Genomic DNA, 23,339 nt, shown 5'->3' with positions numbered 1-23,339 from the left:
CACACACTTATGGCGATATAAAAACCAACAAAAAAATTAAAATTCCTTGGTTATTATATCGCCATAAGTGTGTGCTTTTGCCTGATGGTAATTGCCTGTACTTTGCACTATTGCGGTACTATTTCTTGAAGTTAAGAGATTATCTATAGCTTGTTCTACTAGAGTTTGCCCAGTGTGTGCATCTCCGTGACCACCAAGACTCATATTAATTACAACTGGTCTGTTACCTGCTTCAGTTAAAATAAAATCCAATCCTTCGATTAGTTTTACTGAATCTCCAAGTGATAAATTTGAACCATTAACCAGATTTGAGCCCATATCAACAGCAATTATGGAGCAATTTGGTGCGAAACTTTTGTTGGCTACACTTCCGTTTCCGCAAGCAATACCTAACACATGCGTTCCGTGTGATCCTGTACCAAACAAATCAGATTTTCCGGGATGATAGCCTATTTTTTTGAATGGAAACTCATCGTCCAAGGCATCATTTAATTGATTTTTGTCAATAAACTTACCATAACCAAACTTGTTACCATCATTTTTTTCGGACTGCACCCAAATTTTTTCAAATCTTGTTTTTCCATTATTTATAAAATCTGGATGGGTGAAATCGAACCCAAAATCAACTATTCCAAAAACCACTTTTGATGTTTGATTATCATTGATTACTGTTTTTGACTTGTATTTGTATCTTCTTCCTTTTTCGTTCAAAAAATCGTCTGACGGAATAACTCTTGGTGCTTTTAAACTTTTCACCTCTGGACTGTCATAAACTTGGTTTAAAAATTTTCTTTTTATCCTACAACTTATTATATCTCCAAATTGCGAAATCACTTTGCAGTTTTTAGGATACAGTTTTGAATTTGACAACCGCATTAATAGTGAAAGTTCTTCTTCTTGGTTTCCGTAAAGTATTATTTTTAGTCGCGGATCCATTGTTTATGGTATTACAGGTTCTGGCTGTATTACTAAATTTGATAGTTTTAGTTCTAAATCAAAAATTGAATTTCTTAAAAACGAAATAGATAGTAAATTGAAATAAGAAAAATCACCGTCATTACTTATTGCTTTAAAAAATTTATCTAAAATTCCACCGTCACTAGACATTTCAACCATTTTTGATAAAATCTCTTGATCAACGATAGAAAGTTTATCCCTGTTTTTATCTAAATGTAACTTCTCGATTTCTTTTTTACGATCGGCTAAACTTGCAATTTCATTTTGTAATTGAAAATGTTTGATTTGCAAATCCACTTCTTTTGAAAGTTTTTGAGTTTCAATACTTCCAACTTTTAGAAAATTTTTCTGAAATTTATCATCAATAAGTTTTGATAAATTTTCAATACTATTTGCTTCTAATTGATCTATTTTTTGATCTATTTTTTTGAGTGTTTTTAATATCTCATCAGCTTTAACTGTGGTTTTAGTTTCCATTGTGCTTTATTTTTTTGTGATTGGTTTTACTTCAGTAACGGTTGTTGGGTTAACATTATGAACAGTCGCTTGGTTAACATTACTAATCGCTTCTACTTTTTTCTCTAATAAATCAAGTCTTTCTATGATTTTTGGTAGTTCAGCAATTTTGACATTAATACTTTCTATTGCGGTTTTATTTTCCTGTGAAGATTTCTGAATGGTTTCGACTTTTTTGGTAAGCTCACCAATCGCTTTTTTGATTATCCCCAAGTTTTTTATCAGGCTCACCAAATTTTTTCAAAACAGGATCTGTTGTATTAGTTGGAGTTGTTGAACCTCCTGGCAATGTATTGTCTTGAGTGCACGTTCCAGTTGAAGCAGGATTTCTAGCAGGAATTACTTCCAATTCTTTTGCTTTATTTTCAATAAGTAAATAACTAATTATAGGATTTGTAGATATCATGCCAGCAATGATACCCATTCTTTGAATTTCTTGTGGATCTTTTACATTATAATAATCCGCTCTGCTATTTGCTATAAAATAACTCATTATTAGATTAAGTGGATTCATAGTTTCTATGTTTTAATTGTTAAAAAAATGAAATAATTGGGCAGCAATATTTTACTGCCCAAGTATTTTTATTTATTCATCATAGACATCATTAACACTAATGGCAGCATTTTCTTGCTATCACTATCATTGTCTTTGTCTTGACTCATTATCAAAACCAGAGGTAACATCATATTCATGTTATCTGATGATTTTCCCGACCCTGAATCCCCCATTGTAGTTAACATTGGTAATATTAAAGACATTGTCATATCTACTTCAATAGGATTTTTATCTCCAGATTTTACAATTTTCCCATCTTCAACTTTAAGATTTTCCAAATTCAATTTTGGCTGATTTAATAATGAACCCATCATGTTCATCATTTGCATATTTTTCAACACTTTAGTTTGATTGTCGTTCTTTTGAAGGTCAATTTTTGCTAATTGTGTGTGTTTTGCATCTAATGAAACTAAAGCTTTATTGGTAGCAATAGTGGTGGTTTTAAGTTCATTTACATCTTTAGAAATAATATCTAATGATTTTTTCAAGTCGCTTTTTGTAGCATAATCTGCTGAATTTCCACTCAAATTGTTTCCGAAATTTGAACGTTGTCTAACGCCTGGACTCACTGATGGATTTATTCTTCTAGCCAATGGTCTTCTGTTTGATCTTGCTTCATCAAAACTTTCTCCATAACTTTCTAGTAAATCTTCGTTTAATAAATCTTCATTTAATAAATCTTCGTCTAAATAACTTTCGTAATAGTTCATAACTTTAATTTTTAATTGTTAATATGTATTTAATTTTTATTGAAATAATGTTTATTGTATTTTAGTATAGCTGGTTGTACATACTTGTTGAACAGAATAAAATCGGGCACTTTGCTTCCTGGTTTTCCAGTACCAAAACATTCTGTACAATCTATATTTTCTCCAAAACATTCGGTGCAAGCACCAATGGCTTTTGCGATGTCGTCGTTTTGTGATAATTCAAAATTTAGTTGTGCTTTTAATTCTTCTACGATGGCGAATAACTTTTGATTTATCCTTTTCATTTTTTTGATTTTTTCTTCCAATTCTAAATCAATAAAAGGAGTTTCTTCTATAGTTTCTTTTTTTTCCATCATAGGTTGCATCATCTCAAAATATTTTGCCATTTCTGGATTTTGCTCTTTCAACATTTGTATATACGCTTCCATACTATCTTTTTTTTATATTTACAAACTTGCAATCGATGTTTGTACTCGATTGATTCTGCTTGGTCCATTACTACCCACTAACTGACCATAATCGTTTACAAAATAATCCTCACTTGGTATAAATCCACCATTGTAGTATTCATACAAAATGTTTTCAGTCAAATAATTCACGTTTTCAATCAATTCTGCAAACGAGTGGCTTTCAATTGGTGCATTTGGACTAGCTGTTCCTAAACTTTGTTGCGCTTGTCCTGCTTGAAATTGTGGATTATTGATGATACCACCCAATTGACCATACAGATTTTGAACCCTACCAATATCTTGTCTCGCTTGTGGATTCAATTGCACTGGATTGTCCTGAATGTATTGATTGATTGCTGGCAAAGCAGCTCTTCCAGCATTCGCTAAATAACGACCAGTATTATTAACCGTTTGTCTAAATTGCGATGGCGGATTTTGATGTTGTCGCTGTGGTGGTGGTGGTGAATATCTTCTTTGTGGCTGTTGTTGTCTTTGCTGATTTTGTTGATTGTAATTTGATAAAGCAGTAGCCCCAGAACCTGCTAGATTACTAACCAAACCTCCGATCGCACCTCCTATTTGTGGTGATCCAAAATAAGTTCCAATTGCAGTACCCGCCATTGGAGCAATGGTAGAAACGCCACGCAAGACTCCAGAACCTATACTACTGGCTACATTCCCTAAGCTTGACCAAAATCCTTCAGCTTCGCTTTCTGACATTTGATCTACTCTTGATAAAAGGGCATTTTCTAACTCGCTTTCGCCTAAATTTGAATATTCAGGTCCTAAAACATATCTAACTGCTTCAAAGTAATCTTGTTCACTAAACGACTCCCCTTGAAAAACTTCGTGATATAAACTCATAATTTCTAGTTGTAAATAATTGTTTCTTACTCTTTTTAGGTTTTTCAGATTTCACCTATCAATTTGTGCACTAATTTGATTTGGTAAAATTGAATTTTTATATCATTTTGTAAAAGAGTGATTTAACCCTTTTTGATGGCGGTTTTTCCTCTATGAAAAAAAATAGAAATAACTGATAGAAAAAGGGTGTATTTCCCCTTGTCATATCTCATTAATTAAAATAGTTTTGTCCCGTTGCCTTTTAAAAAAAATTAACCTTAACTAAAAAACATTATGGAACAAAAACAAGTAAAACCAAGACAACTAATTACAAAGGAATTTGCTAAATTGCTAAATGAAAATTATAATAAAACCAGATATCCTTTGATCAAGGAAGCCATAAAAAAAGAAGATGCCAATGCGATTTGGTTTTCTATTGTGGAATTAGAGAACTATATTGCTTACATAAAAGCTGAAGCAAAAAAGCAAAAAGGTGAAATTGATGGTATACGCTTTCATTTTGGGGCATATCCTGAAGATAAAGCATATGCTGAAAAAGCAGGTTTAACAACTATTTTTTTAGCACCAACAGGGAAAAAGAAAATAAAAAAAACAAATGAGATAACCATAATGGAAAGATCCTCTGTAAATGATGATTCCTTGAATATTGCTCCATTAAATTATGGCTCAATTGGTAACCCTCCTCCAATTCCTTATATCTAATAAATGTTTGAAGATTTAAGATTTTATATAATTTATTTAGCTTTATTATCAAGTATAATAGGATTTCGATTCTATTACAAATTGCCTAATAGTAAAGCTAAATTTATATTATTCATAATAGTATTTTCGTTTTTAACAGAATTTATAGGTAAATACTTTACATTATGGACTGGATTAATTAATTTTTCAGTTTATAATTTTTATATGTTAGCTAGTTTTACTGCTTATATCGTATTGTTGTACGCGCTCTTATATAAATTAGAATTTAAAAGAATAGCAATTTGCTTCTTAATTATCTTCTATTTATTTTACTTTTTTAACCTTTACTATTTTCAATATCATAACGATACGGTATTCACCAATAGTTTTGCACTTGGAGTAGTTTTTGTTTTGCTTTTATCATGTTGTTATTTCATAGAAATTTTTAATTCTAAAAATATACTTAATTTCAAGAAATCAATTTACTTTTGGTTTATTCTTGGAATATTACTTTTCCATGTCCCTTTCTTACCTTTTATGCTTGCCATAAAATGGTTTTTAATAAAAAATGATGAATCAATATTTAGCTTAGTGCTTTTTATATTGAATCTATTAATGAACGGCTGTTTTATCATCGGATTTTTATGGAGCGAAAAGAGATACAACTATTAATTATTTCACTTAGTATAGTTTTCTTTACATTAATTGTAATACTATTGACTTTGTTCTTCTATTTTTCAAAGAAAAAGAATTCTTTTTTGATTGAACAAATGAAATCCAAACACTATTTTCAATCTGAACTAGTTAAAACAAGAATAGAGATAAAAGATCAAACCTTATCAGAAATTAGTAAAGAACTTCATGATAATATTGGTCAAATTTTATCTGTGGCCATAATGCAACTCAACTTATTTCTATATGATGAAAAAAAGATTGTCAAACCAAAAGAACTCAATGATTTAAAAGAAATCATTGGAAATGCGCTAGATGAAATTAGAATTTTATCGCGAATAATTAATAAAGAAAATACCTTGCAATGCAATTTCATTGAAGCAATACAACTAGACTTAGATAAAATAAAAAAATTAAAGAAAATCAAATGTATTTTAAATTGGGATGGAATTTCACCACAAATACATTTTGAACATGAATTATTTATTTACCGAATTTTTCAAGAAGCCATTCACAATAGTTTAAAACATTCGCATAGTGAAACCTTTGAAATCACAATTCAAACCTCAAAAGATTATTTTCTATTTACCTTAACAGATTTCGGAATTGGATACAATATCAATGAATTATCTACCGGTTCTGGATTGAACAACATGAAACTAAGAGCTCAACTTATTGGAGCATCAATTGATATACATTCAAACAATAATGGCACCTCAATTAAGTTAATTTATCCTTTAACCACAAATCATGAAGACTACCAATAAAATAATTATTGTAGATGATCATCTACTCTTTTCTCAATCCTTAAAACTCTTAATAAATAGTTTTGATGATTTTGAAGTGGTTAATAGCTTCGAAAATGGCAAAGAATTTATTAATCATCTTCAAGAAAACCCTGACACCATTGTTGATCTTGTACTTTTGGATGTTAATATGCCCATTTTAGATGGACTAAGCACCATTAAATGGATAAAGGAAAACCAACCCAACTTGAACGTTATAGCCCTCTCAGTAAACAATGATGATGAAACCATCATAAAAATGATAACCAATGGTGCCAAAGGATATTTACTAAAAGATACTAGTCCAAAAATTTTTCAAGAAGCAATTATTGCGGTAATTGAAAAAGGCTATTATTTTACTGAGTTAGTTTCATCTATTTTGATTAACCGAATTGATAGTGATAGTAAAAAAATTATTTTAAAAGAAAAAGAACTCATTTTCTTAAAACTAGCCTGTACCGAAAAAACATACAAGGAAATTGCAGATGAAATGTGTTTAAGTCCAAAAACAATCGATGGTTATAGAGAAGTCCTATTTGAAAAACTTGAAATTAAAACTAGAATTGGCCTTGTACTTTATGCTATAAAAAACAAAATCGTTATTATTTAAAATTCTATTTTTACACAATAAATTCCATAAAAAATGCCCCAAAAAGCGAATCACTTTTTGGGGCATTTTCATATGAATCCTTTTTTTACAAACTCTTTATTACAAATTCACTTCTTCTGTTGAGCTCGTGCTCTTCTTCGGTACAGCTCTCTTCAGGAATACATTTTATAATTTGAACTGATTCACCATATCCTTTTGCAAATATTTGTTTGGGTGAAATTCCTTGCTCTAAAAAGTAATCTCTTGTAGCCTGTGCTCGTTTTTGAGATAGGTCTTTATTAAATTTTTCATTTCCTCTATTATCCGTGTGGGAACCTATTTCTACTATCATTTCTGGATATTTTTTCATCAAAGCAACAACTTTATTCAAGATAGTTTTTGAGTCTTTTCTGATGTACCATAAATTATAATCAAAATAAATAGGATCGGTCTTGATGATTAAGCGGTCTTTATCTTTAACAACATCTTTTTCATTTGCTAAAATAGTAGCAACTTTTTCAGTTTTTTTGGCTTCAGCTAATTCTTGATTTCTTTTTGCATTTAACGCTATGCTTTTAATTTTCTCAGCTTGAGCTACTTTTTCTTTTTCTTGTTGCAAAGTTAGAGCTGTAAGCCTATTTCTCTCTTCTTCCTCTAAAACAAGTTGCTGCTCTCGTTTAATTACCTCATTTGATTTAATTTGCATGGAAGCATCATTATTCTTTTTGCGCTCAGCATTAACTACTATTTTTTTGAATGCTGAAGTATAATTGTCTTTCTCTGCAGTAATTTTATAGGTGGATTTACATAATACTTCAAAACTTAATTTACCTTCGCTAGTTGTTGTGCTATTTTGTACTATTTCACCATCAGCGTTTAGTAATTGTACCAAGACATTATCTAATGGTAATTTAGTATCAATATCTGTAATAATTCCAGTTATATATTGCTTACAATCTTCAATAATCAATGGTTTGTCTTCTGTGAACGAATAAATATCGTCACTTCCAATACCTCCTAAACGGTTTGAGGAGAAAAAACCTTCCTTTATATCTGAATTAATAAAAAAAGCAAAATCATCATACCCCGAGTTTATGGGTAACCCAACATTTTCGGCTTGCGTAGGAACTCCATTTTGTAAATTCGAAACAAATACGTCTAATGCACCATACCCTTCATGTCCATTTGAAGAAAAATACAATTTGTTGTCTTTTGATACAAATGGAAATTGCTCTTTTCGAGCAGTATTAATTGTATTACCTAGATTAACAGGTACCCCAAAAGTATCTCCGTAAATTTCTACTGAAAAAATATCAAATGAACCCAATGTTCCTGGCATATCCGAAGCAAAATACAATGTTTTTTCATCCATGCTTAATGCTGGATGTTCTGTTGAATAATTATCATTGTTAAAAGGCAACGAAATTATATTTGTCCATTTTCCGTTATGCCATGAAGCTCTAAACAACTGTAAATTAGAAACTTTATCTTTATTTTTTCCGCGTCTGCCTTTTTTATAATTATTTCTGGTGAAAAACATGGTTTTCCCATCTTTTGTAAATACAGCATTTGATTCATGCATAGCTGTGTTTATTTTGTTGTCAAAACTAGTGGCTACTGAGTCAACTGTATTTACATTGCGTAACGGAATTGCCATCAAATCAAGATATGATTCTCCATTCCATTTAAAACGTTTATCAAACATACCCGTTTTAGATTTGACACCTGCAAATACAAAAGAATTACCTGTAATAAAGCCTCCAAATTCCGTATTGGGTGTATTTATTTTCAAATTTTTAATTTGGTATCTATCCCCAATAGCAGTAACGTTTTCAAGAACTTGAAGGCCTTTTTGATACTTTATCAAAACATCTTTATCTGATAAGGAAGCATAATATTTTTGTAAAACAGTATAAGCTTCATCATATTTTCCAGATGCTTTTAAAGTTTGTGAATATTTAAAATAATATTCTTCTCCAACTTCATTTCCAAAATTTGTAATTAAAAGTTTGTAGTAATACTGAGAAGTATTAAAATCATTGGTATAATAATAGCAGTCAGCAAGGTTTTGAATTACAATTTGCGAATTATTATCTTGTATTATTGATTTATACAATGGAATTGCTTCCTTATAAAAAGTGCGTTCAAAAAGTCGGTTAGCTCTTTTTAAATTTTCGTCTTGTGCATGTAGTAATTGGATTGAAAATACCAATAAGAGCAAGTATATTTTTTTCATAATTTATGTCTTAGAAAAATCGTGGTGATTTATCATATCCTTTGCTAGATAAATCTAAATTAAACAATACAAAAATCTCATGTGTTCCAGAGTTAAATTGACCTAAATTAGAAGTATTATAATCATAAGCATAACCAACACGAATGCTCGGTGTTACTTTCACATTTGTCATAGCACTTATAGCATCTCCAAAACGATATGCCGCTCCAAACTCAAATTTTTCATTGTACAAAACATTTGCAGTGACATCAAGAGATATGGGCGCACCTGAAACGTATTTTGACATAACAGCTGGCTTAAATTTGAATTGTTCAGATACTTTAAATACATATCCAGCTGTTAGGAAAACATGGGTGTTTTCTCTACTAAAGGAATTGGTTCCTGACCTATTTTCAAATTGTTTTGTGGCTAATAAATTTGGGGCAGACAAACCTACATAATAGTTGTCTGTAAAATAAAAGGCTCCAACACCTACATTCGGCATGATGTCATTTCTATTTTCTGAAAAAGCATCATCTGTTCCTGGATCACCGCTTTCAAAAACAAAACCATTAAAATTAGTTTGTAAATTGGTAAATCCTGCTTTTACTCCAAAAGATACTTTGTGATTGTTATTAAACTCAATTAAATAAGCAAAATCTGCAAAAAAATTATTTTCTTTTTTTGCTCCGCCGCCTATATCATCAGATATTAATGAAAACCCTACTTCTACTTTTTCATTTACAGGCATGTGTGAAAATAATGTCAATGTTTTTGGTGCACCCACAGCACCCACCCACTGTGATCTATATAAGGCACCCAAATTTAAATTAGATTCAATACCAGTAGCATAAGCTGGATTCAAAACACTCATATTAAACATGTATTGGGTATATTGAGGGTCTTGTTGTGCCGTTAATTTTGTAATTATCAAGAAAAGACTTGAAAGTAGTATGAACTTTTTCATGTACTATTTTTTAAAAAATAAAGATTGTTATCTGTTTAAATAAAGACGTCCTTGCTTAGGGGAAATACCTCCTTTATTGAAGTGAATAACATAAAAATAAACTCCTTCAGGCGCTTTTCCGTTGCTACTTGTTTTAGAGTCTGACGAAGTACCGTCCCATTTTGGCTTGTTTCTATTAGCCGTATACATGAGACTTCCGTATCTGTTGAATATTTCTAATACATAATTAGGATAAATAAAATCAATATCTGGAATAGAAAAGGTATCGTTTACGCCATCTCCATTGGGCGAAAACCCATCTGGAATAAAAAATTCAGGAGTTGCATCACAATTGGTAAGTGAAACTATAACTTGTAAAGGAGTTGTAGACAAACAACTGATTGCATTTGTTGAATCAAAACCATAATATATTCCATTATCTATCAGTAATGCTGTGTTAGGTAATAAATTTCCTCCTATAGCAGCATTATACCATACTACAGTTCCATTTGAAGTTACATTACTTGATAAACTTTGAATAGTAGGCAAATCTAAACCACAAAATTTTTCTCCATTTTGAAGTAGTACAGGAGTTTGCAATTCATTAATAACAACTTGATTTAGAGCCAAACTGGATTCACATCCTGTAGTTGCATTAACTTCTTTTACATAATAATTTCCTGATTGCAATAAAGTTGAAACAGGAAGTATAGTAGTACTCGTTATGGAATTATACCACCTGTACTGAGGGCCATTAGGTACTAAATTAGCTACGGTAGCATTTTGCAACTTACAAAATTCCTGATTACTAGTCAATGGGACATTTGGCAAGGCATTAATTACGATATTTGTAGCATTAGCATTTATCGAAGCAGAACAGCCTGAACTAGAATCTGAAAGGCTTAATAAGTTAAATGATGAAATCCCAGAATTTGGAATAAATGAACTAGGAATGGTATAAGTGGCTCTACCAGCATTAACAAGCAAAGGAACCATTTGAACACCGCTAGTATTGGCACCAGACAAAGAGTAACTAATTGTTATAGCGCTTAAATTCCCTAATCCCGAAAGTTCTACAATTACGGGCTGATCTTTACAAACCGCTCTAATAGCAACTGATAAATTGCGCAAATCTGGTAGCGCTTTAACCAAGAAAGATCTAGATAGAGTAACTGTATTGGTACAATTTGTGGTCAAATTAGTAATTCTACTAATTGTAAAAATAGTAGTTCCTGTATTTGGAATTTGTGATGTAGGAATTATAAAAGAAGACACCCCTCCACGCACTGAAATATTCATAGTTTGATTAACAAGAGTATTACTTCCAGATAGAGAATACACAATACTATAATCTCCATCTATGAGATTCCATGGTCCTGATAATGCAACATTAGCATTTGTTAATTGGCATACAGGGTCAATTTGTATAGTAGCGTTATCAATTTGTGGAATAGCATTAATCATCACTAACCCTGAAATATTAGGAATAATATTAGTACAAATTCCTAAAGTAGATGCACTCACAATGCTTAAAATAGTAACAGTATAATTACCCGATATGCTAAAACTGCTTGATGCTATAGGAAAAGTAAAAACGTTATTGTTAAAGTTTTGAGTTGTTGAAAATACATTTGAATTATCAGAAATTGTATACGTTACAGTGTATATACCATTTGGGATAGCAACAACATCTCTTATTGATGCTGTAATTGAAGTATTAATAAGATCATTTTCACAAATTGGAGCATTTAATTGTAAAGTGGCACCTGTATAATCCAACTGTCTTTCTAAATTAATAAATAAAACAGACGTTTGATCTACACACACATTATTATCTGAAAAAACAGTATACGTAAATCGATACAAACCAGGACCACGTGTATTGTATAAATTTTGAATATTAATAACAGAATCTGTATCATCGTTATTGTCTAGCTCATCTGTACCAGTTTCTCTCCATATACCTCCTGAATCTTCACCTTTTAGACCATCAAAAAGATTATAACTCGTATAAGAATTCAATTCGTTAGAACATAATTTTAATTCATCAGGGATTCCAGAAATAGGAGAACGATAAATAGTTACGAATATTTTAACATCTGGTGGAGCTGGACAAGATCCTATTGCTGGAATTGAGTAGGTGTATTCATAAGTACTACCCGGATTTAAATTTGTGGTATTAAGTGTATTATTGGTTAAACCAAGATTAGTAGTATTGCCTACCCAAGTACCTCCTATCTGTGGTGGGAGAAAATCACCATTAAATGCTTCAAATAAATTATAAGCAAATTCAGTATTACAAACAGAGGTATTTGCACCAGGAACCCCCGTGTACCCTCCTATTCGAACAGTAACAATAGCAGTATCAATACAGCCTGAAGTAGTTGTTACGGTATAGGAATATCTATATGTTCCGCTACGACGAATTAATTGAGCATTTAAAATCCCTGTTATTCTGTTAAGCCCACCTGATCTATCCTCATCTCTCCAAATTCCACCAGCAGTATGTCCACCAAGTTGCACTTTAAGATCTATGTTCCTACTCGAAATATTTGCAACATCACAAATATCCAGCGCTACGTTGTCAGTACCAGCAATTCCATTACATTGACTATAAGAAATATAAGTAGTTGTAAATAAAAAGATGTAAAAAAAGAAGCTAACGAAAAATTTATAAGAAAAAAAATGTACTTTTCTGTTCATATTAAAAATATATTTAAACAAAACTACACTTTTTTTTAACATTTTTTATAAAATATATGTTTTATAGGAAATTAAAGCTATTTTATATGAATTTTAGGTCTTTTAAAATAAAATAACCCTACACAAAAGTGCAGGGCTATAAAAACTAACCAAAAATTAACCTCAATCTAAAATTATTTTTTTGGTAATACAACAGTATCTACAACATGAATCACGCCATTTGATTGGTTAACATCTGCAATTGTTACTTTTGATTGACCTCCATTTTCATCTGTAATGTAAAGATCTTTACCTTTCATCCAAGCTGTTAGTGTTCCGCCACTTACGGTTTTTAGTGTAGCTTTTCCATTTCCTGCTTTTATTGCTTTTGCAATATCAGAAGCATTCATTTTTCCAGCAACAACATGATACGTTAAAATTGTTTGTAATGTTTTTAAATTTTCAGCTTTCAATAAAGTTTCAACTGTACCTGCTGGCAACTTATCAAAAGCTGCATTTGTTGGGGCAAAAACGGTGAATGGTCCTTTACTTTGTAATGTTTCTGCTAATCCTGCGGCTGTAACTGCTGCTACTAGTGTGGTGTGATCTTTTGAGTTTACTGCATTTTCAACAATATTTTTAGATGGATACATGGCAGCTCCGCCCACCATTACTGTTTTTTGTGCGTAGGAAGATATCCCAAATACTAATGCCATAAATGCAACTGATAAAATTTTTTTAGTTTTCATAAAATTTGTTTTTTTTAAAGTTATATAAAGTCATTTACGCACCTTTTATGAATATGGTTTTAATTAAAAAGCAAAGAAAAGTAAATTAAAATCATAAATATCTATATATCAACATATTGATAAATAAACATATAAATAAATTAGCACTTTTTTAACAACCGTAAACTATTTTTACTACATTAGAATATAAACTTTAAGCTATGAAAAACCTACCTAAAAAAATTAGAAGCAAAAAATTAGAAGCAAGAGTAGATTTAACCGCCATGGTGAGCGTGTCTTTCCTTTTGATAGTATTTTTTATGGTCACTATTAATTTGGCAAAGCCGAATAGTTTTGGTTTAGGTTTACCAAATAATGATTCTACTTGTGGTGGAATTGTCTGCTTAAAAGAAGACAGAGTCATTACTATTTTACTAGACAACAACAACAAGTTAGTAAGCTATCAAGGCCTTCTATCTTACCCTACTGAAAAACCAAAAACTTTATCATACGATTCAAATGGAATTCGACAAGAACTGAACAATAAAAAAAGATCTATTCAAGAATATTACGGTGATCCTTCAAGAGGACCAATTGTGATTATAAAACCGAGTAAAAAATGCAACTATAAAAACTTAGTTGACATTCTAGATGAAATGGCTATAGCCAAAATTAATAACTACAGTATCATTAACGATTTCACACCAGAAGAATCTCAATTATTGGCAGCTAATTAGAACCATACTTTTTGAGTCGTTGCAATAAATACCAATGTTAAAACGTAATTGACAGCTGCAAATAAACTCCCTAGCCCTGATAGCAGCGTAAATCCTTTTTTATAGGATACAGCCATTTAAGGGCTGTATCCTATAAAAAAGATTGCAGCGAATAGCAGGACACGAGCGATAGCGAACTGACGAAGTAAAAAGCTCCTGGAAAATACAACCGCAAAAAAAAAGCCTCACATTATTGTGAGGCTTTCTATTTTTAAAAAATCTGAGAATTATTTTTTCTCTGATTTTTCCATTTTAGCTTTCAATGCAGCTAACATATCATTGTTATCTCCTAAAGTTGCAGCTGGTGCATTTGTAGAAGAGTTAGATGATGTGTTTTCTGAAGCTGATTTCACATTTTTCTCTTCTTCTTCACGGAAGATAGCAGTGTGAGATGCAACTACTCTTTTGAATTCTTTGTTGAATTCGATTACTTTGAAATCAGCAGTATCGCCTTTTTTCAATTTCTTTCCGTCTTCTTTTTCAAGGTGACGAGTTGGAATGAAAGCAACGATATCATCTCCGAATTCTACAGTAGCTCCTTTGTCAACAATTTCAGAAATTTCACCATTGTGGATAGTTCCTACAGCGAAAGAATCTTCATACTGATCCCAAGGATTAGCAGTAGTTTGTTTGTGACCTAAAGATAATTTACGTCCATCAACATCCAACTCCAATACTACAACGTCAAGTTTTTCACCAACGTTTACGAATTCAGATGGGTGTTTGATTTTCTTAGTCCAAGATAAGTCAGAGATGTAGATTAATCCATCAATTCCTTCTTCTAATTCTACGAAAATTCCAAAGTTTGTAAAGTTTCTAACGATACCTGTGTGCTTAGAACCTACTGGGTATTTAGCAGTGATATCAGTCCAAGGATCTTGAGACAATTGTTTGATACCTAATGACATTTTACGGTCATCTCTATCTAAAGTTAAGATAACAGCTTCAACAACATCACCAACTTTTACGAAATCTTGAGCAGAACGCAAGTGCGTAGACCAAGACATTTCAGAAACGTGGATTAAACCTTCAACACCTTCAGCAACTTCGATAAATGCACCGTAATCAGCGATTACAACTACTTTACCGTTTACTTTATCACCAATTTTTAAATCAGAATTTAAAGCATCCCATGGGTGAGCGTTTAATTGTTTCAATCCTAATTGAATTCTTGTTTTCTCATCATCGAAATCAAGGATTACAACGTTCAATTTTTGATCTAATTCAAGAACTTCAGATGGGTGATTGATTCTAGACCAAGAAAGGTCAGTAATGTGAATCAATCCATCAACTCCACCTAAGTCAATAAACACACCATAAGAAGTAATGTTTTTAACAACACCTTCTAATACTTGTCCTTTTTGTAATTGACCAATGATTTCTTTTTTCTGGATTTCAATATCCGCTTCAATAAGCGCTTTGTGAGATACAACTACGTTTTTAAATTCGTGGTTAATCTTCACAACTTTGAACTCCATCATTTTGTTTACGTATACATCGTAATCTCTAATTGGCTTAACATCAATTTGAGATCCTGGTAAGAACGCTTCAATTCCGAAAACGTCAACGATCATACCACCTTTAGTTCTGCATTTAACAAAACCATTAACGATTTCACCTGTTTCGTTAGCCGAAATAACTCTATCCCAAGATTTGATAGTACGTGCTTTACGGTGAGATAATACTAACTGACCTGTTTTATCCTCACGGATGTCAATTAATACCTCAACAGAATCACCTACTTTTAATGCTGGGTTGTAACGGAATTCATTCAATGAAATTACACCTTCAGATTTAGCGTTGATATCAACGATAACGTCTCTATCTGTAATTCTTACAACTGTACCTTCTACAACTTCCTCTTGATCAGTTGCAATAAAAGTTTTAGAAACTAATTCCTCAAACTCTAATAAGTTTTTTTCATCAACAGCATCAATACCTTCTTCGAAATTGTGCCAGTTAAAATTTGCTAAAAACTCTTCTTGTGATTTTACTTGTTCAGACATGCTGATTAAAAATTTGTATTCTGTATTTTCTCGAGTTTCATAATGTGATAGAAAACAGCAGAAGTTGTTTGTATATTTTATATAACCCTAAAGGAAACTCTTATTCACCTTAAGGACTGCAAAAGTAATACATTAATCTTTAATACCAAAATTTTAAACACGAGATAATTGTTTGAAAATCAGGAGCGAAATACTGAGCTGTACCGGTTGGTATCGTTCCCGCTATCGCCTTTATCTCTACGTTTCACTTCGAGGATATCAGCTCTATCGGGGCTAGGGTGTCAAAACAGGGATTTTTTGATGTAAAAAAAACCCGAGAACAATTCTTTGATCTCGGGTTTATTGTATTGATATACTATTTAATGACTTACGTTTTCTACATCCAAAGGATTGTGCTTGTGCTTGAATAAAACAGCAAATGCAATTGCTATTATCAACGCATAAATGGCAAAAGCAAGCCAAATGGTATGCCAATCTTTCATTAATATAACCGAATCGAAAAGTCCATCTGCTCCTATTGTTTTACCTTGACTCGTCACAAACTCAGTCATTTTAGCATTAGTTGGCTCCGTTTGCAAGAATCCTGCTAAATCTGCAGTACCAGTAAATGACTTGGTAAAATATTTATCAATTGCCCAACCTGAGGTGAAACTACCCAAAACAGCTCCAAAACCATTGGTCATCATCATAAACAATCCTTGCGCTGAAGATCTGTTTTTAGCATCTGTATTCGTTTCAACAAATAAGGATCCCGAGATATTAAAGAAGTCAAACGCCATTCCGTACACTATACATGACATAATAATCATCCATAAACCGCTTGTAGGGTTTCCGTAAGCAAACAACCCAAATCGTAATACCCACGCTAACATACTTATTAACATGACTTGCTTAATTCCAAAACGTTTCAAGAAAAACGGAATTGCCAAAATAAACAAGGTCTCTGAAATTTGGGAAATCGACATGATAATTGTAGAATATTCTACTACAAATGAATCGGCGTATTTAGGAAAATGCTTGAACTCATCCAAGAAAACATCTCCATAAGCATTTGTTAATTGCAGTGCTCCTCCTAAAAACATGGAGAAAACAAAGAACAACGCCATTTTATAATCAGCAAACAATTTAAAAGACTCCAATCCTAAAGTCTCCATCAAAGAAGCATTTTCTTTTGACAATCGTTGTGGTTTACAAGGTGGCAATGTAAAGGCATACAAGCCAAGTGCTACAGCTGCCAATCCCGCAATATAAAATTGATATTCAGTTGCTTTATTACCTGTTAAATTAGTTATCCACATAGCTGCAATAAAGCCAACTGTTCCCCACACCCTAATAGGTGGAAAATTCTTGATGACATCTTTATTGTTTAATTTAAGCGCATTATAGGAAATTGAATTACTCAATGCAATAGTTGGCATATAAAAACACATAGCCAAAAGCATGATGTAAATAAAATTTTCAGGTGTCGTAACTTGAGGAATATAAAACAATACTCCTGCATACAATATATGTAGCACTCCGTACAACTTTTCAGCATTGATCCATCGGTCTGCCAATATACCAGTTAGGGTTGGCATAAACAATGACGCTATCCCCATGGTACTAAAAACCAATCCAAACTGGGTTCCTTCCCAACTTTTTGTACCAAACCAATAATTTGCAATTGTAATCAACCAAGCTCCCCACACAAAAAACTGGAGAAAACTCATTATGATCAATCTATTTTTAATTCCCATGAGATGAATTGTTTTTTTACTTTAAAAAATTTACAAGGCGTAAATCTACCATTAAAAATGTAATCTGCAAATAATTATATCGTTTTAGTGATATCGTTGACCATTTCTAAAACTTGAGTAAATTGTTCCTCACGACTCAAATGTGAATTGTCAATTTCAATTGCATCTTCTGCCATCACTAAAGGCGAATCTTCGCGATGGGTATCTATGTAATCTCTTTCTTCTACATTTTTTAGGACTTCCTCATAGGTTACCGCATCACCTTTAGCAACTAACTCATCATATCGTCTTTGCGCTCTGGTGCTAGCACTCGCTGTCATGAATATTTTAAGCTCAGCGTCAGGAAATACCACAGTACCAATGTCTCGTCCATCCATAACAATAGCCTTGTTCTTGCCCATTTCTTTTTGTTGTTCCACTAACTTAGCTCGAACTTGAGAAACCTCAGCAACTTTGCTCACAAAACGCGATACTTCAATAGTTCGAATTTCGGTTTCAACATTGACATCGTTCAAAAAAACCTCTGCAAATCCTAACTCCGCATTAAATTCAAAATGCAGTTTAATTGCAGGCAAACTTGCAATTAAAGTGGTACTATCAAAAGCATCTGCATTGATGTATCCTTGTTTCATTGCAAAAAAAGTTACGGCACGATACATTGCTCCTGTGTCTACATAAATATATCCTAAATGTTTTGCTAATTGTTTTGCTAGCGTACTTTTCCCCGTTGATGAAAATCCATCTATCGCAATGGTAATTTTTTTTGTCAAAATATAAAATTTAAAGTATTTGAAATGAATAAACTATTCTTGAAAATTTATGGTGAGCCCAAAGAGACTCGTGTTTCCAGCAAGCGTGTATCTGGAATAGGAATAATTGAACTTAAGTTTGTTTAATTTGAGTCCAAAACCAAAAGAAAGTCCCGAAAAATTGCGTTGTTCCAGAATGCGTAATTCCTCGGCTCGTCTAAAATTGTATCCCAAACGCAAGTTGAATCCTCTTTTTGGGAACAACTCTACTCCTGCAATTACATGCCTCAAAGCATTATTTACAAAAGATACTTTTTCAGGAGTTGCTGTTCCATTAAAAGATTGTTCTGATCGTGCTGGATTAGCAAAAGCAATATTCCATTGTTGTAAATTCTCTAAAGTTAAATGCCATCGAATGGGAACATTTTCTAACTCTTGCGAAACTCCTACTAAAACCTCCAGAGGTAACTTTTCTCGAACACCATTGTAAGTTGAAAATTGAGTACCTAGATTTCGTATGGCCAACGCCCAATTGACATCGTTCCGTTCATCAATATACAAAGCACCAATGTCTAATGCTCCTCCAAAAGAATGATAGGTTTCTAGACTCGACGAAATCAACTTGGCACTAGCACCAATATGCAAATCGGTATAAGGAACATTGTACGCATACCCCATAGATAAGGTTACTTCGCTTCCTGAAAAGGCAGTTGTGGCTTGACCATTTTCGTCATAGCCCTCAAAACTACCATAATTGATGTAATTTACACCTGCTTGAAACGTTTGCAGGTGTCTGTCATAGGTGTACGCATAAGAAGCGGTTCCGTAGGTAAGCGCACCATAGTAATTTCCATAATTCAGTGCTAAATGATTGTCCATCTCTGCATTGATTGTAGCTGGATTAAAATGAGCTTGATTCACATCATCATCATATATAGTCAACACTTTTCCTCCTAAAGCCGCTTGTCTTGGAGAGGCAACGAGATTTAAAAATTGATATATTGTTTTACCGCCTATCTGACCGATTGATGCGGTACCGTAGAGTAACAAACTGAATATCACTATTTTTTTAAACATGTTGCAAAAGCGCCAAAAGTATACAATGATAACGCCAGTGCGAAGATATTATTTTTTAGAAAAAGAAAAGTTTAAAAAGGGACAATTCAGTCCTTAAAATCAACAGTTCAGTATAAAACCTTTTTGAAACGTTTGGTTTACACCTAGTTTTGACAAAGAATTCAAAACTAAAACTAAAAACTATGAAAAATTTACTTTTTACTACGCTTCTATTATTATGTTTATGCAACGTTCAAGCTCAGATGGACGATAAATTTTATTATCCAAAAAAAGCAAAAACCATCACAATAGATTCTTTACAATTCAAAGAGCACAATTATTATATTGAAAAAGATACTATCAATAGTGTGGTATTATCACCAAAACAAAAACAACCCAAGGCAACTATACTTTATTTTCATGGTGCCGGTGGTAATTGTATGAGTTACGTACCTTTGGTAAAACCTTTGGTTAAAAATGGCTACGAAGTAATTATGCTTGACATGAGAGGCTACGGAAAATCAAGCGGCAAACCTACACACCTCAACATTGCAGCTGACGCTCAAACTGTTTTTAATGAAATTCAAAAAAATCCCGACTTTAAAAACAAAAAAATCATCATTTACGGGGCATCAATGGGAACACAAGTTGCGGTTAATTTAACCAAAAACAATCAAGATAAAATAAGCGGATTAATTGTAGACGGCGTTATTAGTTCCTTTACAGAAATAGCAGTTAGTAAAACTGCCGAAGCGCAACATCAAATGATTCGTATGTATGTTACTTCACCTTATTCCGCAGCAGAAGATATCAAAAGCATACAATCAGTACCCGTTTTATTTATACATTCTAAAACCGACAAAGACGTGCCGTTTGGCCAATGTGAAACAGTGTACAACAACACCAAATCTACAAAAGAACTTTGGATATATGAGGGCGATCACCTGAAAGCACCACAATTATACCCAACTATTTTCATACAAAAAGTAAACGCACTATTTCAATAACGATATCCCATTTATAAAAAAATCCAAATTCTTGAACTGAAAAAACAGTTTAGGAATTTGGATTTTTATCGATTTCAAAAACGACTTACTTACAAAGTTTTTGCGTTTTTAACTTTCTGATCTGTTAAAGCAAATTGCAATACTTCGCTCATTTCCTTTACATAATGAAAAGTTAGTCCTTCTAAATATTCTGGTTTAATCTCGTCAATATCATTTTTATTTTCGTGACACAAGATAATTTCTTTAATATTTGCTCTTTTAGCCGCAAGAATTTTTTCTTTGATTCCGCCTACAGGTAATACTTTACCACGCAAAGTAATTTCGCCAGTCATGGCAAGGTTTTTCTTAACACGTTTTTGGGTAAACAACGATACTAACGAAGTCAACATAGCAATACCTGCACTTGGTCCATCCTTTGGCGTAGCTCCTTCAGGAACGTGCAAATGAATGTTGTATTTAGAAAGCATGTCCGATTCTAATCCTAAAAGTTTGGTATTAGCCTTGATGTATTCCAAAGCAATTGTAGCCGATTCTTTCATTACAGTACCTAGATTACCCGTAATACTCATGGTGCCTTTCCCTGGAGAAAGCAACGATTCGATAAACAAAATATCACCACCAACTGAAGTCCACGCTAATCCAGTAACTACACCCGCTACATCATTATTTTCGTATTTATCACGCTCTAAACGCGCAACACCAAGTGTTTTTACAAGATCTTCATCGGTTACTTTTTTATTATATTCTTCCTCCATTGCAACTGACTTGGCTGCGTTTCTAATCACTTGTGCAATTTTACCCTCAAGTCCACGTACGCCTGATTCTCTGGTATAGCCTTCCACAATTTTTTCCAATTGTTTTTTACCAAAAGTCAAATCTTTAGTAGTTAAACCATGTTCTTTTAATTGTCTAGGAAACAAATGCTGACGCGCAATTTCTACTTTTTCTTCAATGGTATAGCCTGACATTTTGATGATTTCCATTCTGTCTCGCAAAGCGGGCTGAATGGCAGCCATATTATTTGACGTTGCAATAAACATTACTTTTGAAAGATCATATCCCATTTCTAGGAAATTATCATAAAAAGAATTGTTTTGCTCCGGATCTAAAACTTCAAGCAATGCTGATGATGGATCACCTTGATGGCTATTTGACAATTTATCAATTTCATCCAAAACAAAAACCGGATTTGATGTTCCCGCTTTTTTCAAACTTTGAATTATTCGGCCTGGCATAGCACCAATATACGTTTTTCTGTGACCACGAATTTCAGATTCATCACGCAAACCACCCAATGAAATACGTACATATTCCCTACCCAACGCTTCAGCTATAGAACGCCCAATAGAGGTTTTACCAACACCTGGAGGTCCTGTCAAGCAAATGATTGGCGATTTCATATCGTTACGCAATTTCAAAACAGCTAAATGCTCAATCATTCGTTTTTTAACTTCTTCTAAACCAAAATGGTCTCTATCTAAGATTTTTTGAGCGCGTTTTAAATCAAAAATATCTTTGGAGTATTCGTTCCAAGGCAAATCAAGAAACAACTCTAAGTAATTTCTTTGAATACCAAAATCAGGTGCCTGAGGATTCATTCGGCGCATTTTAGAAAGTTCTTTTTCAAAATGCTTTTTAGTCTTCTCATCCCACTTTTTGGTTAAGGATTTTTGCAGCATCTCGTCCATTTCCTCCTCTTGCGAAACGCCACCCAATTCTTCTTGAATGGTTTTCATTTGCTGGTGCAAGAAATATTCTCGTTGTTGCTGATCTAAATCAAAACGAACTTTTGACTGAATATCATTTTTTAATTCAAGTTTTTGCAATTCGATATTCATATAACGCAAAGTCTCTAATGCTCTTCCTTTCAGTTCATTGATAACCAATAAATCTTGCTTTTCTTTAACCAATAAATTCATGTTTGAAGTCACGAAATTGATTAAAAAAGATTGACTCTCGATGTTCTTTATTGCAAAAGTTGCTTCGCTAGGAATGTTAGGACTTTCTTTGATAATTTGAATCGCTAGTTCTTTTATAGAATCAAGAATGGCTAAGAATTCGGTATCATTTTTCTTTGGACGTTTTTCTGGAACTTCCTTTATTTTTGCAGTAAGATAGGGATCCTCAGAGACAACAGAGTCAATTTCGAAACGTTTTTTACCTTGAAGAATTACCGTTATATTTCCGTCTGGCATTTTTAAAACGCGTAAAATACGAGCAACAGTACCTATTTTATGAATATCATCCTTGGTTGGATCTTCATCTTCCTCGTTAATTTGAGCCACTACTCCTATGGTTTTACCCGCAGCATTGGCATCATTAATCAATTTTATAGATTTATCTCTACCGGCTGTAATAGGAATTACAACTCCAGGAAATAAAACCATGTTTCGCAAAGGTAAAATGGCAAGCAATTCAGGCAAAGCTTCATTATTCATTTCTTCTTCGTCCTCTGGAGTCAATAATGGAATTAAATCTGCTTCTGAATCAAATTCTTGAAGTGACAAATTGTCAATGGTAAGTATTTTATGATTTGACATATATTTATTTAAGTCTTTTTGTCATTAAAAAAAGTTTTTGGATCACAAATATAGGATTTCAGAATCGTCTTTATTGAAAAAAACAAGGATTAATCTTTATTAAATGACCATCAAGTAAA

21 protein-coding genes are annotated in these 23,339 nt (G+C 32.6%); 5 read left to right on the top strand and 16 right to left on the bottom strand.

Features of this window, described 5'->3' with window-relative positions:
* Positions 1-36: 36 nt before the first annotated feature.
* The 7 genes from AC061E_RS11695 to AC061E_RS11665 all read right to left on the bottom strand — a co-directional run bounded on the left by AC061E_RS11695 (position 37) and on the right by AC061E_RS11665 (position 4,052).
* Positions 37-936, bottom strand: coding sequence for a S8 family serine peptidase (locus tag AC061E_RS11695; protein ID WP_478286399.1), 900 nt, complete (start codon positions 934-936; stop codon positions 37-39).
* A 3-nt stretch (positions 937-939) separates the two neighbouring features.
* Positions 940-1,434: a hypothetical protein gene (locus AC061E_RS11690; RefSeq protein ID WP_478286398.1), complete on the bottom strand. Its 495-nt coding sequence runs from the start codon at positions 1,432-1,434 to the stop codon at positions 940-942.
* A gap of 6 nt (positions 1,435-1,440) precedes the next feature.
* Positions 1,441-1,686, bottom strand: coding sequence for a hypothetical protein (locus AC061E_RS11685; protein WP_478286397.1), 246 nt, complete (start codon positions 1,684-1,686; stop codon positions 1,441-1,443).
* Positions 1,658-1,987: a hypothetical protein gene (locus tag AC061E_RS11680; protein WP_478286396.1), complete on the bottom strand. Its 330-nt coding sequence runs from the start codon at positions 1,985-1,987 to the stop codon at positions 1,658-1,660. The genes AC061E_RS11685 and AC061E_RS11680 overlap by 29 nt, the downstream gene beginning before the upstream one ends.
* A gap of 68 nt (positions 1,988-2,055) precedes the next feature.
* Positions 2,056-2,739, bottom strand: coding sequence for a hypothetical protein (locus AC061E_RS11675; protein WP_478286395.1), 684 nt, complete (start codon positions 2,737-2,739; stop codon positions 2,056-2,058).
* 29 nt (positions 2,740-2,768) lie between these two features.
* On the bottom strand, positions 2,769-3,167 hold the full coding sequence (locus tag AC061E_RS11670) for a hypothetical protein (protein WP_478286394.1): 399 nt from the start codon (positions 3,165-3,167) through the stop codon (positions 2,769-2,771).
* Positions 3,168-3,185: 18 nt separating this feature from the next.
* Entirely contained in the window at positions 3,186-4,052 is an 867-nt protein-coding gene (locus AC061E_RS11665; protein ID WP_478286393.1) for a hypothetical protein, read from the bottom strand.
* Between the two features lie 273 nt (positions 4,053-4,325).
* On the opposite strand from AC061E_RS11665, the gene AC061E_RS11660 reads away from it, so the two are divergent.
* The 3 genes from AC061E_RS11660 (at position 4,326) to AC061E_RS11650 (ending at position 6,800) form a co-directional block, all read left to right on the top strand.
* The gene (locus AC061E_RS11660; protein WP_478286392.1) at positions 4,326-4,754 is read left to right on the top strand and encodes a hypothetical protein; all 429 of its coding nucleotides are present in this window, start codon (positions 4,326-4,328) and stop codon (positions 4,752-4,754) included.
* 749 nt (positions 4,755-5,503) lie between these two features.
* Positions 5,504-6,172 carry a sensor histidine kinase gene (locus AC061E_RS11655; protein ID WP_478286391.1) on the top strand — a complete coding sequence of 223 codons (669 nt, stop codon included), beginning with the start codon at positions 5,504-5,506 and terminating at the stop codon, positions 6,170-6,172.
* Positions 6,156-6,800 carry a response regulator gene (locus AC061E_RS11650; RefSeq protein WP_478286390.1) on the top strand — a complete coding sequence of 215 codons (645 nt, stop codon included), beginning with the start codon at positions 6,156-6,158 and terminating at the stop codon, positions 6,798-6,800. Before AC061E_RS11655 ends, AC061E_RS11650 begins: the two co-directional genes overlap by 17 nt.
* A gap of 85 nt (positions 6,801-6,885) precedes the next feature.
* Here AC061E_RS11650 and AC061E_RS11645 read toward each other — a convergent pair whose 3' ends face one another.
* The 4 genes from AC061E_RS11645 to AC061E_RS11630 all read right to left on the bottom strand — a co-directional run bounded on the left by AC061E_RS11645 (position 6,886) and on the right by AC061E_RS11630 (position 13,371).
* Entirely contained in the window at positions 6,886-9,015 is a 2,130-nt protein-coding gene (locus AC061E_RS11645) for an OmpA family protein (RefSeq protein ID WP_478286389.1), read from the bottom strand.
* 10 nt (positions 9,016-9,025) lie between these two features.
* Entirely contained in the window at positions 9,026-9,961 is a 936-nt protein-coding gene (locus tag AC061E_RS11640; protein WP_478286388.1) for a PorP/SprF family type IX secretion system membrane protein, read from the bottom strand.
* Between the two features lie 27 nt (positions 9,962-9,988).
* A complete protein-coding gene (locus tag AC061E_RS11635; protein ID WP_478286387.1) occupies positions 9,989-12,643 on the bottom strand; it encodes a gliding motility-associated C-terminal domain-containing protein in 2,655 nt (884 codons plus the stop codon).
* Between the two features lie 173 nt (positions 12,644-12,816).
* Positions 12,817-13,371, bottom strand: coding sequence for a fasciclin domain-containing protein (locus AC061E_RS11630; protein WP_478286386.1), 555 nt, complete (start codon positions 13,369-13,371; stop codon positions 12,817-12,819).
* 200 nt (positions 13,372-13,571) lie between these two features.
* Here AC061E_RS11630 and AC061E_RS11625 point away from each other — a divergent pair, with 200 nt between their 5' ends.
* The gene (locus tag AC061E_RS11625; protein ID WP_478286385.1) at positions 13,572-14,087 is read left to right on the top strand and encodes an ExbD/TolR family protein; all 516 of its coding nucleotides are present in this window, start codon (positions 13,572-13,574) and stop codon (positions 14,085-14,087) included.
* Positions 14,088-14,353: 266 nt separating this feature from the next.
* On the opposite strand, the gene rpsA is transcribed toward AC061E_RS11625, so the two are convergent.
* The 4 genes from rpsA to porQ all read right to left on the bottom strand — a co-directional run bounded on the left by rpsA (position 14,354) and on the right by porQ (position 19,694).
* Positions 14,354-16,132, bottom strand: coding sequence for a 30S ribosomal protein S1 (rpsA, locus tag AC061E_RS11620; protein WP_478286384.1), 1,779 nt, complete (start codon positions 16,130-16,132; stop codon positions 14,354-14,356).
* Positions 16,133-16,491: 359 nt separating this feature from the next.
* Positions 16,492-17,868 carry a nucleoside permease gene (locus AC061E_RS11615; RefSeq protein ID WP_478286383.1) on the bottom strand — a complete coding sequence of 459 codons (1,377 nt, stop codon included), beginning with the start codon at positions 17,866-17,868 and terminating at the stop codon, positions 16,492-16,494.
* 74 nt (positions 17,869-17,942) lie between these two features.
* Entirely contained in the window at positions 17,943-18,638 is a 696-nt protein-coding gene (gene cmk, locus AC061E_RS11610) for a (d)CMP kinase (protein WP_478286382.1), read from the bottom strand.
* A gap of 33 nt (positions 18,639-18,671) precedes the next feature.
* Entirely contained in the window at positions 18,672-19,694 is a 1,023-nt protein-coding gene (gene porQ, locus AC061E_RS11605) for a type IX secretion system protein PorQ (protein WP_478286381.1), read from the bottom strand.
* Positions 19,695-19,876: 182 nt separating this feature from the next.
* Between porQ and AC061E_RS11600 the strand changes: the two genes are divergently transcribed.
* Positions 19,877-20,680 (top strand): alpha/beta hydrolase, encoded by an 804-nt coding sequence (locus AC061E_RS11600; protein ID WP_478286380.1) that lies wholly within the window; start codon positions 19,877-19,879, stop codon positions 20,678-20,680.
* Positions 20,681-20,769: 89 nt separating this feature from the next.
* Here AC061E_RS11600 and lon read toward each other — a convergent pair whose 3' ends face one another.
* Complete coding sequence (lon, locus tag AC061E_RS11595) at positions 20,770-23,220, bottom strand: endopeptidase La (RefSeq protein ID WP_478286379.1); 2,451 nt, start codon at positions 23,218-23,220, stop codon at positions 20,770-20,772.
* Positions 23,221-23,339: the final 119 nt, after the last annotated feature.

The sequence above is a fragment of the Flavobacterium sp. GNP011 genome (assembly GCF_056428925.1).
This window is presented reverse-complemented; position numbering and strand designations above follow the sequence as displayed.